At 60.8% G+C, this 13,724-nt stretch carries 14 protein-coding genes; 10 read left to right on the top strand and 4 right to left on the bottom strand.

Annotation, left to right across the window (positions count from 1 at the left end; all coding sequences use genetic code 11):
* The first annotated feature begins 67 nt into the window (after window positions 1-67).
* Window positions 68-739, top strand: a complete 672-nt coding sequence (locus KSS97_RS21875) for a response regulator (RefSeq protein WP_030138298.1) — start codon at window positions 68-70, stop codon at window positions 737-739.
* Window positions 732-2,123 carry a sensor histidine kinase gene (locus tag KSS97_RS21870; protein WP_217860138.1) on the top strand — a complete coding sequence of 464 codons (1,392 nt, stop codon included), beginning with the start codon at window positions 732-734 and terminating at the stop codon, window positions 2,121-2,123. The genes KSS97_RS21875 and KSS97_RS21870 overlap by 8 nt, the downstream gene beginning before the upstream one ends.
* A gap of 62 nt (window positions 2,124-2,185) precedes the next feature.
* On the opposite strand, the gene KSS97_RS21865 is transcribed toward KSS97_RS21870, so the two are convergent.
* Both KSS97_RS21865 and ygfZ read right to left on the bottom strand, forming a co-directional pair.
* Window positions 2,186-3,007 (bottom strand): HDOD domain-containing protein, encoded by an 822-nt coding sequence (locus KSS97_RS21865; protein WP_030138296.1) that lies wholly within the window; start codon window positions 3,005-3,007, stop codon window positions 2,186-2,188.
* Window positions 3,008-3,043: 36 nt separating this feature from the next.
* Window positions 3,044-3,985 (bottom strand): CAF17-like 4Fe-4S cluster assembly/insertion protein YgfZ, encoded by a 942-nt coding sequence (ygfZ, locus tag KSS97_RS21860; RefSeq protein WP_217860137.1) that lies wholly within the window; start codon window positions 3,983-3,985, stop codon window positions 3,044-3,046.
* A gap of 149 nt (window positions 3,986-4,134) precedes the next feature.
* Here ygfZ and KSS97_RS21855 point away from each other — a divergent pair, with 149 nt between their 5' ends.
* Both KSS97_RS21855 and KSS97_RS21850 read left to right on the top strand, forming a co-directional pair.
* Window positions 4,135-4,389 (top strand): FAD assembly factor SdhE, encoded by a 255-nt coding sequence (locus KSS97_RS21855; protein WP_003184348.1) that lies wholly within the window; start codon window positions 4,135-4,137, stop codon window positions 4,387-4,389.
* Entirely contained in the window at window positions 4,373-4,825 is a 453-nt protein-coding gene (locus KSS97_RS21850; protein ID WP_217860136.1) for a protein YgfX, read from the top strand. The genes KSS97_RS21855 and KSS97_RS21850 overlap by 17 nt, the downstream gene beginning before the upstream one ends.
* Here KSS97_RS21850 and nadB read toward each other — a convergent pair.
* Complete coding sequence (nadB, locus tag KSS97_RS21845) at window positions 4,794-6,410, bottom strand: L-aspartate oxidase (RefSeq protein WP_030138293.1); 1,617 nt, start codon at window positions 6,408-6,410, stop codon at window positions 4,794-4,796. The two genes, KSS97_RS21850 and nadB, sit on opposite strands and share 32 nt — an antisense overlap.
* Before the next feature lie 557 nt (window positions 6,411-6,967).
* Here nadB and rpoE point away from each other — a divergent pair.
* From rpoE to KSS97_RS21825, 4 genes are all read left to right on the top strand, one after another.
* Window positions 6,968-7,549, top strand: a complete 582-nt coding sequence (rpoE, locus tag KSS97_RS21840; RefSeq protein WP_003172477.1) for an RNA polymerase sigma factor RpoE/AlgU — start codon at window positions 6,968-6,970, stop codon at window positions 7,547-7,549.
* A 30-nt stretch (window positions 7,550-7,579) separates the two neighbouring features.
* Window positions 7,580-8,167 (top strand): sigma-E factor negative regulatory protein, encoded by a 588-nt coding sequence (locus KSS97_RS21835; protein ID WP_030138292.1) that lies wholly within the window; start codon window positions 7,580-7,582, stop codon window positions 8,165-8,167.
* 8 nt (window positions 8,168-8,175) lie between these two features.
* Window positions 8,176-9,123 (top strand): MucB/RseB C-terminal domain-containing protein, encoded by a 948-nt coding sequence (locus KSS97_RS21830; RefSeq protein ID WP_217860135.1) that lies wholly within the window; start codon window positions 8,176-8,178, stop codon window positions 9,121-9,123.
* 231 nt (window positions 9,124-9,354) lie between these two features.
* Complete coding sequence (locus tag KSS97_RS21825) at window positions 9,355-10,785, top strand: DegQ family serine endoprotease (protein ID WP_217860134.1); 1,431 nt, start codon at window positions 9,355-9,357, stop codon at window positions 10,783-10,785.
* Window positions 10,786-10,843: 58 nt separating this feature from the next.
* Here the strand turns inward: KSS97_RS21825 and KSS97_RS21820 are convergent, their stop codons facing one another.
* Window positions 10,844-12,277 carry a M48 family metalloprotease gene (locus tag KSS97_RS21820; protein ID WP_217860133.1) on the bottom strand — a complete coding sequence of 478 codons (1,434 nt, stop codon included), beginning with the start codon at window positions 12,275-12,277 and terminating at the stop codon, window positions 10,844-10,846.
* Window positions 12,278-12,375: 98 nt separating this feature from the next.
* Between KSS97_RS21820 and KSS97_RS21815 the strand changes: the two genes are divergently transcribed.
* Together KSS97_RS21815 and KSS97_RS21810 are read left to right on the top strand one after the other, a co-directional pair.
* Window positions 12,376-12,615 carry a sulfurtransferase TusA family protein gene (locus KSS97_RS21815; protein WP_030141215.1) on the top strand — a complete coding sequence of 80 codons (240 nt, stop codon included), beginning with the start codon at window positions 12,376-12,378 and terminating at the stop codon, window positions 12,613-12,615.
* A gap of 30 nt (window positions 12,616-12,645) precedes the next feature.
* Window positions 12,646-13,716, top strand: coding sequence for an AI-2E family transporter (locus KSS97_RS21810; protein WP_217860132.1), 1,071 nt, complete (start codon window positions 12,646-12,648; stop codon window positions 13,714-13,716).
* Window positions 13,717-13,724 lie beyond the last annotated feature (8 nt).

The raw sequence follows: 13,724 nt of genomic DNA, 5'->3' as shown, positions 1-13,724 counted from the left end.
TGCGGATGCGGCTGTAAACTCCGCGCCAAAGAATGGCGTCGGCCATACCTTGAATCGAGGAAAAACCATGCGTGTTCTGCTCGTCGAAGATCATCTGCAGCTCGCCGAAAGTGTCGCCCAAGCCCTCAAGAGCACCGGTTTGACCGTGGACGTGCTGCATGACGGCGTGGCCGCCGACCTGGCGTTGGGCAGCGAGGAATACGCTGTGGTGGTCCTCGATGTCGGGCTGCCGCGCATGGACGGTTTCGAGGTGCTGGCGCGCCTGCGGGCCCGGGGCAAGACCACGCCGGTCCTGATGCTGACCGCTCGCAGCGACGTCAAGGACCGCGTCCATGGGCTGAATCTCGGGGCCGATGATTACCTGGCCAAGCCGTTCGAACTCACCGAACTGGAAGCCCGGGTCAAGGCATTGCTGCGCCGTAGCGTGTTGGGTGGCGAGCGCCAGCAGCGCTGCGGAGGATTGGTCTACGACCTGGACACCCGCCGCTTTACCCTCGACGATGAGTTGATGACGTTGACCTCTCGCGAGCAGGCTGTCCTGGAGGCTCTGATTGCCCGGCCCGGGCGGGTGATGAGCAAGGAGCAATTGGCAGCCCAGGTCTTCGGCCTGGACGAAGAGGCGAGCCCCGACGCCATCGAGATCTATGTGCATCGCTTGCGCAAGAAACTTGACGGCCACGCCGTGGCGATCGTGACATTCCGGGGGCTGGGCTACCTGTTGGAAACCCGTGATGCATAAGCCCGACAGCCTGCGCTGGCGGCTGCTGCGCAACCTGGCATCGCTGCTGGTGGTGCTGATGCTCGCCAGTGGCCTGAGCGCCTACTGGAATGGTCGCGAAGCCGCCGATACCGCCTATGACCGGACGCTGCTGGCCTCGGCCCGGACCATCGCCGCCGGTCTTTCGCAGCGAGACGGTACGCTCAGCGCGGACGTGCCTTACGTGGCCTTGGACACCTTCGCCTATGACAGCGCCGGACGTATCTACTACCAGGTCAACGACATCCACCAACAGCTGATTTCCGGTTACGAAAATCTCCCGGGTCCGCCGCCCGGCACGCCGCGCACTGACGATTATCCGGCATTGGCACGTTTCTACAACGCGCGTTACCAGGGCCAGGACGTGCGCGTGGTCAGCCTGCTGAAGGCCGTGAGCGAGCCGGAAATGAACGGCATGGCGGAGATCCGCGTGGCGGAAACCGAAGAAGCACGGATCAGCATGGCCCGGGGCCTGATGGCCGACACGCTATTGCGGCTGGGCATGCTGGCCGTCGGTGCATTATTGCTGGTGTGGTTCGCGGTCAGCGCCGCGTTGCGTCCGCTGGAGCGCCTGCGTACGGCGGTGGAAGAGCGTCAGCCAGACGACTTGCGGCCGCTTCCGTTGGTGGAGGTCCAGCATGAGTTGTGGCCCCTTGTCCGGGCGCTCAACCATTTCACCGAGCGCCTGCGTGGCCAATTCGAACGGCAGGCGCAATTCATCGCCGATGCCGCCCATGAACTGCGCACGCCACTGGCCGCCCTCAAGGCACGCCTGGAGCTGGGCTTGCGTGCCAGCGAACCGGCGACCTGGCGTGAAACCCTGGAAACCGCGGCCCAGGGCACCGACCGCTTGACCCATCTGGCGAACCAGTTGCTGTCACTGGCGCGAGTGGAAAACGGCGCCCGGGCGATTGCCGAGGGCGGTGCGCAATTGCTCGACCTGAGCCAATTGGCCCGTGAGCTGGGCATGGCCATGGCCCCGCTGGCTCATGCCCGTGGTGTCGCGTTGGCCCTGGAAGCCGACGAGCCGATCTGGTTGCGGGGCGAGCCGACCTTATTGAACGAGCTGTTGAGCAATCTGGTGGATAACGCGCTGGCCCATACACCGTCGGGTGGCAACGTCATCCTGCGGGTCGTCGCGCCGGCGGTGCTGGAAGTCGAGGATGACGGTCCCGGTATTCCTGAGACTGAACGGGAACGAGTGTTCCAGCGCTTCTACCGGCGAAACCAGCAAGTGGCCGGCTCGGGCCTGGGGCTGGCGATCGTCGGGGAAATCTGCCGTGCGCATCTGGCGCAGATCAGCCTTCACGACGGTCAGGACGGTGGGCTGAAGGTACGGGTGAGTTTCATCCCTGGCTCAGAATAAGCCTGCGCTAAATCCCCTCGCCACGGGACTGACGCAAGGCTCAGGTTCGATGTCCGGGCTGTTTAATAAAACATCGTCCGCGCTTCTTCGATATCCGCGCACCGATCCTTATCGTCGAGGTCGATGCCCAGCTTCTTGATTGCCGGCACTCCAAACGCGTCGATCCGGCTCAGCGGATGGTCGGTGTCCTTGTAGCAATACAGCGCGGCGACTTGCACCAGGTCGACATAATCGAGTTGTTTGGAATCCCGGGTGAAATCCAGGTACAACCCCGGCAGCCTCACCAACCTTTCCGGAAACTCCCAGACACTGAGCAGCTTGTCGCCCAGCACCGGGTGAATCGTCTCGATGACGTGGTTGAGGCTGATGGGGTCCGACAGCAATTCATTATTGTCTTCGGCATACGTCAGGATCGGCAGGACGCCGATCTGATGGACCAATCCGCCCAAGGCCGCCTGATCAGGCTTGAGGTGCGTGTAGCTGCGGCAGAGGGCGTAGCTGACACCCGCTATTTCCAGGCTCTTGCGCCAGACTTCGCGCATTTTCTGTTCCACGACCTCGGAGCGGGCATGGAAAATCTGCTCCATGACCAGGCCAATCGCCAGGTTGCTGCTGTAGTTGACGCCCAGCCGAGTGATTGCCGTGTGCAGGTCCGTCACTTCCTGCGTGGCGCGCAGCAACGGGCTGTTGACGACTTTTATCAGGCGCGCCGAGAGGGCGGTGTCACGGCCAATCACTTTGCTCAGGTTGCTGACGCTGATTTCCGGGTCTTCGGCGGCCCGGCGAATCTGCATGGCCACTTCCGGTAATGTTGGCAAGACCAGGTCATCATTATCGATGGCCGCCACCAAATCCCGCTGGACCTTATCCGCCAAATCGCTCATTTCGGTTCTCTAGGGTGTTGCGACAAAATGTTGCGATCAACGCTGGATTTCGCGGTCGCGGTCCAGTTCGTAAGGCAAGTCCAGCAATTGTAGCGCGGGTCCTTCCAAAGCACCGAGGTGCAAATTGCCATCTTCTGCCGCTTCGGCCTGCAATACTGCCAGCAGTTCAATGTTTCGCTCGGCACGGGCGGCAATGACGACCTCGCCGATCGAGCTGCCATGCGTAGGGGAAAACAGCGGGGTGCCAGGCTCCGGCAATTCAGCGGCGTCCAGTTCCAGGCGATACAGGCGACGCTTGAGTTTGCCGAGGTACTGCATGCGCGCGACGATTTCCTGGCCGGTGTAGCAACCTTTCTTGAAGCTCACGCCGCCTACGGCTTGCAGGTTGAGCATCTGCGGAATGAACAACTCGCGCGTGGCCGCCATGACCTGGCCGATTCCCGCGCGGACCTGACCCAGCAGCCAGCGGTTCAAGTCGCCTTCGGGCAGTTGCTCGCGCAGCTGCGTCAGCAGCGAATCGGCCTGTTCGGCGCGAACCCAGAGTTCAGCGCGGCCGGGGGAGACGCGAATAGCGATCAGCGATGGCTGGCGAACCACACTGTCGGTTTCGGCCGGCAGGTCGAGGCCCAGCCCGCTCAGCACGGTGTCCGCGTTTTCCAATCCGAAGCGAACCCATGCCGGGCTTTCATCGGTGAGTTTGGATTTGGAGAACACCGCGTATTTCTTCAGGTCCGCCAGTTGCGGCTCCAGAAGCTCCGTGGCCATGGCCATCAGTACGCCGTCGCCTTCGAGGACGATCCGAAAGCTCGATTGCATCCGGCCTTTCTGGGTGCAACGGGCGCCCAGGCTGGCCTGGCTGTCGCTGAGGTAGTTGAGGTTGCAGGTCAATTGGCCTTGCAGGAATTTGCCGGCATCCACGCCGCGGACCGCGAGTACGCCTTCGTGGGACAGGGTGCAGAAAAATGCGGAATCAGCCATGGGTCATCGCAGGGTAAAAAGTCTGGTAGACATCATAAGGGGGCGCCCATGAAATGGGTAGTTCACAAAGGATTGACGGCGCCCGACCAAAGCCGTCTGTCACGCCACGGCGGGGCCTGTATACTTGCGCTCTATTTGAGGAGCGCTCCATGGTCGAAGATGTTGAACTGAATCGCCTCTACTGGCATAGCCGCCGCGGCATGCTTGAGCTTGACGTGCTGCTGGTGCCGTTCGTGAAAGAGGTCTACCCCCACCTTAACGAGGTCGATCGTGCCTGCTACGTCCGTCTGCTCGAATGCGAGGATCAGGACATGTTTGGCTGGTTCATGGAGCGCAGTGAATCCGAAGACCCGGAACTGCAACGCATGGTCCGGATGATTCTGGATCGTGTCCAACCCAAGTAATCGCTTCGAATGCCGCTGGCAGGCCTCCGGGCAATTGCTGGCGGCGTACCTCGTGGCCCAGGCGTTCGCCCTGGGCTCGTTGCTGCTCCTGGCTGTCCCGTCCGGCTTCGCAGCCGTTGGCGTCATGCTGTGCCTGGGCCATGGCGCCTGGGTGTTGCCGCGACATTTGCTGCTGACCCATCGACAGGCCTTCCGTGGCTTGCGTCGCGATGCCGATGGTTGGCAGCTCTGGCGCGTCGATGGCGGCTGGCAGCCGGTGCAGTTGCGACCTGACAGCCTCGCATTACCGATGATCGTGGTGCTGCGCTTCCGCCTTAAGGGCGAGTGGCGGATCCGCTCGTTGTGCGTGCTCCGCGACGCGCTGGCGCCGGATGTCCACCGGCGCCTGCGGGTACGGCTGCGGTTCAGCCGGCGTAGGTGGGCGGCACCAGGATAGTATCCAGCGCCTCGGGCAGCAGGTTCGGATAATCAAGCGTGTAATGCAGGCCTCGGCTTTCCTTGCGCTCCATGGCCGAGCGAATCATCAGTTCGGCCACCTGCGCCAGGTTGCGCAGTTCAATCAGGTCGCGGCTGACTTTATAGTTGCTGTAGAACTCATCGATCTCGTCGAGCAGCAGGCGCACCCGGTGCTGCGCCCGTTGCAGGCGCTTGTTGGTGCGTACGATGCCGACGTAGTCCCACATGAAGCGCCGCAGTTCGTCCCAGTTGTGCGCGATGATCACGTCTTCGTCCGAGTCGGTGACCTGGCTGGCGTCCCACGAGGGCAGGGCGACCGGGATGGCGATCTGGGGTAATTGCTCGAGAATGTCAGCCGCCGCCGAGCGGGCATAGACGAAACATTCCAGCAGCGAGTTGCTGGCCATGCGGTTGGCGCCGTGCAGTCCGGTGAAGCTGGTTTCGCCGATGGCATACAGGCCAGGCACGTCCGTGCGGCCATGCTGGTCAACCATCACCCCGCCACAGGTATAATGCGCTGCCGGTACCACCGGGATCGGCTGCTTGGTGATGTCGATGGAGAATTCCAGGCAGCGCTCGTAGACCGTCGGGAAATGGCTCTTGATGAACGCCTCGGGTTTATGGCTGATGTCCAGATAGACACAGTCGATGCCCAGGCGCTTCATTTCATGGTCGATGGCCCGCGCGACGATGTCCCGGGGTGCCAATTCGGCGCGAGGATCGAAGCGCTGCATGAAGCGCTCCCCGTTGGGGAGCTTCAGATGAGCACCTTCGCCACGCAGGGCTTCGGTCACCAGGAAGCTCTTGGCCTGCGGGTGATACAGGCAGGTAGGGTGGAATTGGTTGAATTCCAGGTTCGCCACCCGGCAGCCCGAGCGCCAGGCCATGGCAATGCCGTCACCACAGGCTCCGTCGGGGTTGCTGGTATAGAGATAGACTTTTGCCGCGCCACCGGAGGCCAGGATAACGAAGCGCGCACCGTAGGTGTCCACTTCTCCCGTGCCGCGGTTGAGCACATAGGCGCCCAGGCAGCGATCCCCCTCCAGGCCCAGGCGCTTCTCGGTAATCAGGTCGATCGCGACCCGTTGCTCCAGCAATTCGATGTTGGAGCGCTGCCGGGCCTGGGCCAACAGCGTCTTGAAAATGGCCGCGCCGGTTGCATCGGCGGCATGGATGATTCGCCGATGGCTGTGCCCGCCCTCGCGGGTCAGGTGGAACTCGAAGCCGCCATCTTCGGTGCCGGACTGTTCATCGCGAGTGAATGGCACGCCTTGGTCGATGAGCCACTGGATGGCTTCCTTGCTGTGCTCGACGGTGAAGCGCACCGCTTCCTGATTGCACAGCCCGCCGCCCGCGTTAAGTGTGTCATCGACGTGGGATTGGACGGTATCGGCGTCATCCAGCACGGCCGCCACGCCGCCCTGGGCCCAGAACGTCGAACCGTTGGCCAGGTCTCCCTTGCTCAGCACGGCGATGCGCAAATGTGCAGGCAGGGTCAAGGCCAGGCTCAACCCGGCGGCGCCGCTGCCGATTACCAGAACATCATGTTGGAACTGTTGGCTCATTCGAATGGTTTCCGCTTGAAGCGACCCGGGTCGGGGTTAGCGCCAGACACCGCTTCGACGGGTCAGGCAGCCACGCAGCCCACTAGTATATAGAGGGGGGGATCGGCACAATAGCCGGGCGTTCATGGCAATGTGAAACCAGGGTGACAGGAAAGCGATGCGCTTCGTCGGGTCAAGGTTTCGATGAATGTGCGACAACGCGGCCTTTTCGAGGACAGAACGCTGTTTATCTCGTCATGGTCGCCAAATCTTCGCGTTGAAGAGCGATAAATAGTGGGAACTTTTGCCAAGCGCATACGTTCAATAGACGGTTGTCTGCAGAAGGGAACAGCGTCGGGTTGGTGCAGGGATTCATCTGAATCCTCGTCCGACAGGCCCGGCGACAGATTATTCGCGCGGCCGGGGAATCTCGTGCTGCGTTTTTCGTGCGTGCCGGATCAGAGCGCGCCGGAAACTTGCTTTGAAGGGGGAGAACTTTTGCGAAAAGCCCGAGTCTATGTTTGCAAGCCCGGTCAATTGGTAATGCAAGCCTCCTTCGAGCTCATCGAGGAGTGTTCATGCTAACCCAGGAAGAGGATCAGCAGCTGGTCGAACGCGTTCAGCGCGGCGACAAGCGAGCTTTCGATCTGCTAGTGCTGAAATACCAGCACAAAATTCTCGGGTTGATCGTGCGTTTCGTGCACGACACCCATGAAGCCCAGGATGTTGCCCAGGAAGCCTTCATCAAGGCCTACCGCGCACTTGGAAATTTTCGCGGGGATAGCGCGTTTTACACGTGGCTTTACCGCATCGCCATTAACACGGCGAAAAACTATCTGGTTTCACGCGGCCGCCGGCCGCCGGATAGCGATGTGAGTTCCGAGGATGCCGAGTTCTACGATGGCGATCATGGCCTCAAGGACCTCGAGTCACCTGAACGTGCATTGCTGCGGGATGAGATTGAAGGCACCGTCCATCGAACCATCCAGCAACTGCCTGAAGATTTGCGTACGGCTTTAACTTTACGTGAATTCGACGGTCTGAGTTACGAGGACATTGCGAGCGTCATGCAGTGTCCGGTGGGTACCGTGCGCTCCCGGATCTTCCGCGCTCGGGAGGCCATCGATAAAGCCCTGCAACCGTTGTTGCAGGAAAACTGAGACAGCGGCGACAGCCAAGAGAGGAACGCCATGAGTCGTGAAGCCCTGCAGGAATCGCTGTCCGCAGTGATGGATAACGAAGCGGACGAATTGGAATTGCGTCGGGTATTGAATGCCTTTGACGATGTTGAAACCCGTGAGACCTGGGCTCGTTACCAGATCGCCCGGGCTGTCATGCACAAGGATCTGCTGCTTCCGCGTCTGGACATCGCTGCGGCGGTTTCTGCTGCACTGGCGGATGAAGCCGTACCGGCGAAAGCCTCCCGCGGACCATGGCGCAGCCTGGGCCGACTGGCTGTTGCCGCTTCGGTCACCGTTGCTGTGCTGGCGGGTGTGCGTCTGTACAACCAGGATGAGATCGCTGGCGTACAAATGGCGCAGCAGTCCAACCAGCCAAGCCTGGCGACGCCACAGGTCAAAGGTCCTGCGGTTCTGGCCGGCTACAGCGAAAGTTCTGAAGCCGCAGGTCCCATGACTAACGGGGTTCTGCAAGGACAGCCAGGTTGGCACGATCAGCGTCTGCCCAACTATCTGCGCCAGCATGCTCAGCAAGCTGCGTTGAAAGGTACCGAAAGCGCTCTGCCATATGCTCGTGCGGCCAGTCTGGAAAACCGTTAAGGAGGACCATGCGCGCCATACCTCTCGTTTCGCTTCTGCTCGGTGGCTGGTGTGTGGCTCCAGCCTATGCCGGTGAAGCTCAGGACTGGCTCAATCGTCTGAGTCAGGCCGAGCAACAGCAGAGCTTCCAGGGCACTTTCGTTTACGAGCGTAACGGTAGTTTTTCTACCCATAACATCTGGCATCGCGTCCAGGATGGCAAAGTCCGCGAGCGGTTGCTCCAGCTCGACGGTTCGGCACAGGAGGTCATGCGCATTGATGGACGTACTCAATGCGTCAGCGGCACCTTGATCGCCGGGCTGGGAAACACGCCTGATGGCACTGCACGTGCGCTCGATCCGCAAAAACTCAAGAATTGGTACGACCTTGCCGTCATTGGCAAGTCGCGCGTGGCCGGGCGTCAGGCTGTCATTGTCGCCCTGACCCCCAAAGACCAGCATCGCTATGGCTTCGAGCTGCATCTGGACAAAGAGACCGGTTTACCGCTCAAGTCCCTGTTGCTCAATGACAAGGGCCAATTGCTGGAACGCTTTCAGTTCACTCGACTGAGCACCTCCGAGCCTTCGGAAGGTGACCTGCAGGCCAGTGCCGAGTGCAAGGCTGTCGTTCAGGATTCCAATAAAGCTACCGCCGTGAAGACTACCTGGCATTCAGACTGGCTTCCGCCTGGTTTTGAACTTACAAGCAGCGTGGCACGCAATGATCCGGATACCAAGATCCAGGTCAACAGCCTCATGTACGACGACGGGCTCGCTCGTTTCTCGGTGTTCCTGGAACCGCTGAATGGCGCCACCGCAACCGACACTCGTACCCAACTGGGTCCGACGGCTGCTGTTTCTCGTCGGCTCACCACGCCCCAAGGCGAGATGATGGTCACGGTGGTAGGTGAGATTCCCATTGGCACGGCGGAACGGATCGCGCTGTCCATGCGCTCCGATGTCGCGGCAGCCCAATAGCACAGTGCTCAGGTGGCTCGATTGCGCAAGAGGCCGATGACGCCAAGGCTTGATCGAAATGCCGAAACTTCCTGTCAGCATTTTCATTTGCAAAAAAACCAATTTTTTTCTATTAGGTCAGAGCCGCTCGGCTCTGGCCTTGTCTGTTTGCGGAACAATAATACCGGCGTATCGTTCTCCGGTAGTCCTTGCTCCATATCGCTTAACCATGCTCGTCGTAACGGGAGCCGTATGTCGATACCACGCTTGAAAACCTATCTTTCCATATTTGCCACCGTGCTGGTCCTCGGTCAGGCCGTTCCTGCCGTGGCCGTGGAATTACCGGACTTCACACAACTGGTCGAACAGGCTTCGCCCGCTGTCGTGAACATCAGTACCACACAGAAGTTGCCGGATCGCCGTGTCTCGGACCAGCAGATGCCAGACCTGGAAGGCCTACCGCCGATGCTGCGCGAGTTCTTCGAGCGTGGGATGCCGCAGCAACCGCGTTCGCCGGGCGGCGGTCGCCAGCGTGAAGCCCAGTCCCTTGGATCGGGCTTCATCATTTCGCCTGACGGCTACATCCTGACCAACAACCATGTGATCGCCGATGCCGATGAGATCCTGGTGCGCCTGGCCGATCGCAGCGAGCTGAAGGCCAAGCTGATCGGCACCGACCCGCGCTCCGATGTGGCGCTTCTGAAAATCGACGGCAAGGACCTGCCGGTGCTCAAGCTGGGCAAATCCCAGGATCTGAAGGCTGGCCAGTGGGTCGTCGCCATCGGTTCGCCGTTCGGTTTCGACCACACTGTGACCCAAGGGATTGTCAGTGCTATCGGGCGTAGCCTGCCGAACGAAAACTATGTGCCTTTCATCCAGACCGACGTGCCGATCAACCCAGGCAATTCCGGTGGCCCGTTGTTCAACCTCAACGGTGAAGTGGTGGGCATCAACTCTCAGATCTATACCCGTTCGGGCGGTTTCATGGGCGTTTCGTTCGCCATTCCGATCGATGTCGCGATGGATGTATCCAACCAACTGAAAAGCGAGGGCAAGGTCAGCCGGGGTTGGTTGGGCGTGGTCATCCAGGAAGTGAACAAGGATCTGGCTGAGTCGTTCGGGCTGGAGAAACCCGCCGGTGCGTTGGTTGCGCAGATTCAAGACGGTGGCCCGGCCGCCAAGGGTGGCTTGCAGGTGGGTGACGTAATCCTCAGCCTCAATGGCCAGCCAATCATCATGTCCGCCGATTTGCCACACCTGGTGGGCGCGCTCAAGGCTGGCGCCAAGGCCAACCTGGAAGTGATCCGCGAAGGAAAGCGCAAGAATGTCGAGCTGACTGTCGGCGCGATCCCGGAAGAGGGTAAAGAACTCGAATCGCAGCCCAAGTCCGGCGTCGAGCGCAGCAGCAATCGCCTCGGTGTGGCGGTGGTCGAGCTGACTGAAGAGCAGAAGCGCACCCTGGAGTTGCAAGGTGGTGTGGTGATCAAGGAAGTGCAGGACGGTCCTGCTGCCCTGATTGGCCTGCAACCAGGCGACATCATTACGCACCTGAACAACCAGGCCATCGGCTCCGCCAAGGAGTTCACCGACATCGCCAAGGCGCTGCCGAAGAACCGCTCGGTGTCGATGCGTGTCTTGCGTCAGGGGCGTGCAAGCTTCATCACCTTCAAGCTGGCCGAATAAGCCGAGCTGAAAAAAAACCGCCTCGAATCGAGGCGGTTTTTTTATGCCTGATGGATATTCAACCCATCATGTCCTTGACCATCCGCTCTTGTTCCATGAGCTCTCGCTGCCGGGCATCGATGCGCGATGACAACGGGAAATTGCTCCCCGCGCGTCGTTTGGCGAAGTCCAGTTGTTGGATGGCCTGACGATAGTCTCCGACCAGCGCGAAGTACTCGGCGCGGGCCTGGTGCAAACCGATGATATTGCCCGACAGGCCGCGAGTCTCCGCCACCATGTACCAGACGTCCGGATCGTCCGGACGACTCTTGAGCAGGGTCTCCAGCGCTTTTTCCGCATCGGCGGGACGATTCTGCTTGAGCAGCAGGTCGACACGGACCTGGTTGAGCGGGTAATTGCCCGGGTACTGGGCCAGCAGCCGGTCGACGCGAGATTGAGCGTCTGGCAGCTTGTTGCTGGTGATGTCCAGATCGACCTGGGCCAGGTTATAGATGATCTCGTTGGGTGATTTGGTCAGCAGCGGCTTGAGGTTTTCACGGGCCTCATTCAACTGGCCGCCCTTGACCTGGGCAATTGCCAGGCCATAGCGAGCCACGTCGTTCTTCGGGTTTTCGTCGAGCAGCGCGCGGAAGCGCTTGGCGGCCAGTCCCGGGGTTTCTTCATACGTCAACTGGACCCGCGCGCGGATCAGTTGATAGCGCATGCTGTCCTCGATGCCCCCCGGCTTGGCCTGTTCGGCACGGTTGCGGGTGTCGGCGATACGCGACTCGGTAACCGGGTGAGTCAGCAGGAACTCCGGGGGACGGGCGTCAAACCGGTACTGGCGCATCAGCCGTTCGAACATGGTCGGCATCGACCGTGGATCATAGCCGGCCTTTTCCAGATTCTGGATGCCGATGCGGTCGGCCTCCTGCTCGTTCTGGCGCGAGAAGCGCCGTTGTTCCTGGATGGCGGCGGCCTGGGTCCCGGCGATGGCGGCAATCCCGGCATCGCCCCCGCCAGCGGCGGCGACCACGATGCCAGCCAGCAGCGCCGCCATCATTGGCACTTGCATACGCTGTTGGGCTTCCACGCCACGGGCGAAGTGGCGTTGCGACAAGTGCGCCAGTTCGTGGGCCATGACCGAGGCGTATTCGCCTTCGGTCTGCGCGTTGAGGAACAGGCCGCCGTTGACCCCGACGATCCCGCCGGGTGCGGCGAAGGCGTTGAGCTGTGGGCTGTTGATCAGAATGAATTCGAGGCGCCGGTCATTGACCTGGCTGGTTTCCACCAGCTTGTAGACGCTGGTTTCGACGTAATCCTTGAGCTGCGGGTCGTTGAGTTGCGAGACCTGGCTACGCAGCAGGGCCAGCCAGGCGCGACCCAATTGGTGTTCCTGTTCCGGCGAGACGATGGCAGAACTGGCATCGCCAAGTGACGGCAGGTCGTCGGCGAAGCCCGGTGAGGCGAGCAGGCAAGCGAGCGTCAGCAGGGTGGGGCGCAGAAATGTCATGCACGGAGCCTTAGTCGACAAAGACCTTACTGTAGCCGGACAGCGTGTCCGGGACCAGATATTCTAGGCGGCTCGACGACCTGTTGCGGAGTGAAGCAATGACCGATGATGTAGCCCACGATGCCGAACTGGACGCCAGCGGCCTGAATTGTCCGTTGCCGTTGCTCAAGGCCAAGTTGGAACTCAATCGCCTGGCCAGCGGCGCCGTGCTCAAGGTAACCGCCACGGACGCGGGCTCCCAACGTGATTTCCGCACCTTTGCCCGATTGGCCGGTCATACGCTGCTGCGCGAAGAGGACGAGAACGGCGTCTACCGTTACTGGTTGCAAAAGGCCTGAAAGCCGACAGCCCTCCCATAAGGATTTTTAATGTTCAAAGTGTTACGCGACTGGATCCAGCGCTACTTCTCGGATGAAGAAGCCGTGGTGTTGGCCGTGCTGCTGTTCCTCGGATTCACTGCGGTCCTGACACTGGGGGGCATGCTCGCACCCGTGTTGGCGGGGATGGTGCTGGCGTACCTGATGCAAGGCCTGGTCACCACGCTGGAGCGTATGCGGCTGCCGGGTTCCTTGGCGGTGGGGATGGTGTTCGCCTTGTTCATGGGGCTGCTGGTGGTGTTCCTGGTAGTGATCGTGCCCTTGCTCTGGCATCAGTTGGTGACGCTGTTCAACGAACTCCCAGGAATGCTCGCCAAGTGGCAATCGCTGCTGCTGTTACTGCCTGAACGCTATCCCCACCTGGTTTCGGATGAGCAGGTGCTGCAGACGATCGAAGTGGTGCGCGGTGAGATCGGCAAGTTTGGCCAGTGGGCGCTGACGTTTTCCCTGTCCAGCTTGCCGCTGCTGGTAAACATCATGATCTACCTGGTGCTGGTGCCGATCCTGGTGTTTTTCTTTCTCAAGGACCGGGAAATGATCGGGCGCTGGGTCCGCGGTTATCTGCCGCGCGAACGAGCGCTGATCACTCGGGTTGCCCAGGAAATGAACCGGCAGATCGCCAATTACATCCGCGGCAAGGTCATCGAGATCTTCATCTGTGGCGGCGTGACCTACATCGGCTTCGTCGCCCTGGGCCTCAACTACGCAGCGTTGCTGGCCTTGCTGGTGGGTATTTCCGTGGTGGTGCCTTACGTCGGCACCGTGGTCGTGACGGTGCCGGTGGCGCTGATTGCACTGTTCCAGTGGGGCTGGAGCGATCAGTTCATCTACCTGATGGCGGTCTACGGAATCATCCAGACGCTGGATGGCAATGTGCTGGTGCCGCTGCTGTTTTCCGAGGCGGTGAACCTGCATCCGGTGGCGATCATCTGTGCGGTGCTGTTGTTTGGCGGGTTGTGGGGGTTCTGGGGGGTGTTCTTCGCGATTCCCCTGGCGACGCTGTTCAAGGCGGTGCTGGATGCGTGGCCGAGCAAGGAACCGGTGGTGGCGCCGTTGTTGTGACTTGAATA

Origin of the sequence: Pseudomonas alvandae (assembly GCF_019141525.1) — a bacterium.
GTDB classification, from domain to species: Bacteria; Pseudomonadota; Gammaproteobacteria; order Pseudomonadales; family Pseudomonadaceae; genus Aquipseudomonas; species Aquipseudomonas alvandae.
This window is presented reverse-complemented; position numbering and strand designations above follow the sequence as displayed.

Bases quoted from the DNA above. Each gene is read 5' to 3' on its own strand.
- ygfZ (WP_217860137.1), bottom strand. From the start codon at position 3,985: ATGGCTGATTCCGCATTTTTCTGCACCCTGTCCCACGAAGGCGTACTC.
- KSS97_RS21870 (WP_217860138.1), top strand. From the start codon at position 732: ATGCATAAGCCCGACAGCCTGCGCTGGCGGCTGCTGCGCAACCTGGCA.
- KSS97_RS21825 (WP_217860134.1), top strand. From the start codon at position 9,355: ATGTCGATACCACGCTTGAAAACCTATCTTTCCATATTTGCCACCGTG.
- KSS97_RS21820 (WP_217860133.1), bottom strand. From the start codon at position 12,277: ATGACATTTCTGCGCCCCACCCTGCTGACGCTCGCTTGCCTGCTCGCC.
- KSS97_RS21815 (WP_030141215.1), top strand. From the start codon at position 12,376: ATGACCGATGATGTAGCCCACGATGCCGAACTGGACGCCAGCGGCCTG.
- KSS97_RS21835 (WP_030138292.1), top strand. From the start codon at position 7,580: ATGAGTCGTGAAGCCCTGCAGGAATCGCTGTCCGCAGTGATGGATAAC.
- KSS97_RS21855 (WP_003184348.1), top strand. From the start codon at position 4,135: ATGGTCGAAGATGTTGAACTGAATCGCCTCTACTGGCATAGCCGCCGC.
- KSS97_RS21865 (WP_030138296.1), bottom strand. From the start codon at position 3,007: ATGAGCGATTTGGCGGATAAGGTCCAGCGGGATTTGGTGGCGGCCATC.
- KSS97_RS21830 (WP_217860135.1), top strand. From the start codon at position 8,176: ATGCGCGCCATACCTCTCGTTTCGCTTCTGCTCGGTGGCTGGTGTGTG.
- KSS97_RS21875 (WP_030138298.1), top strand. From the start codon at position 68: ATGCGTGTTCTGCTCGTCGAAGATCATCTGCAGCTCGCCGAAAGTGTC.
- nadB (WP_030138293.1), bottom strand. From the start codon at position 6,410: ATGAGCCAACAGTTCCAACATGATGTTCTGGTAATCGGCAGCGGCGCC.
- KSS97_RS21810 (WP_217860132.1), top strand. From the start codon at position 12,646: ATGTTCAAAGTGTTACGCGACTGGATCCAGCGCTACTTCTCGGATGAA.
- rpoE (WP_003172477.1), top strand. From the start codon at position 6,968: ATGCTAACCCAGGAAGAGGATCAGCAGCTGGTCGAACGCGTTCAGCGC.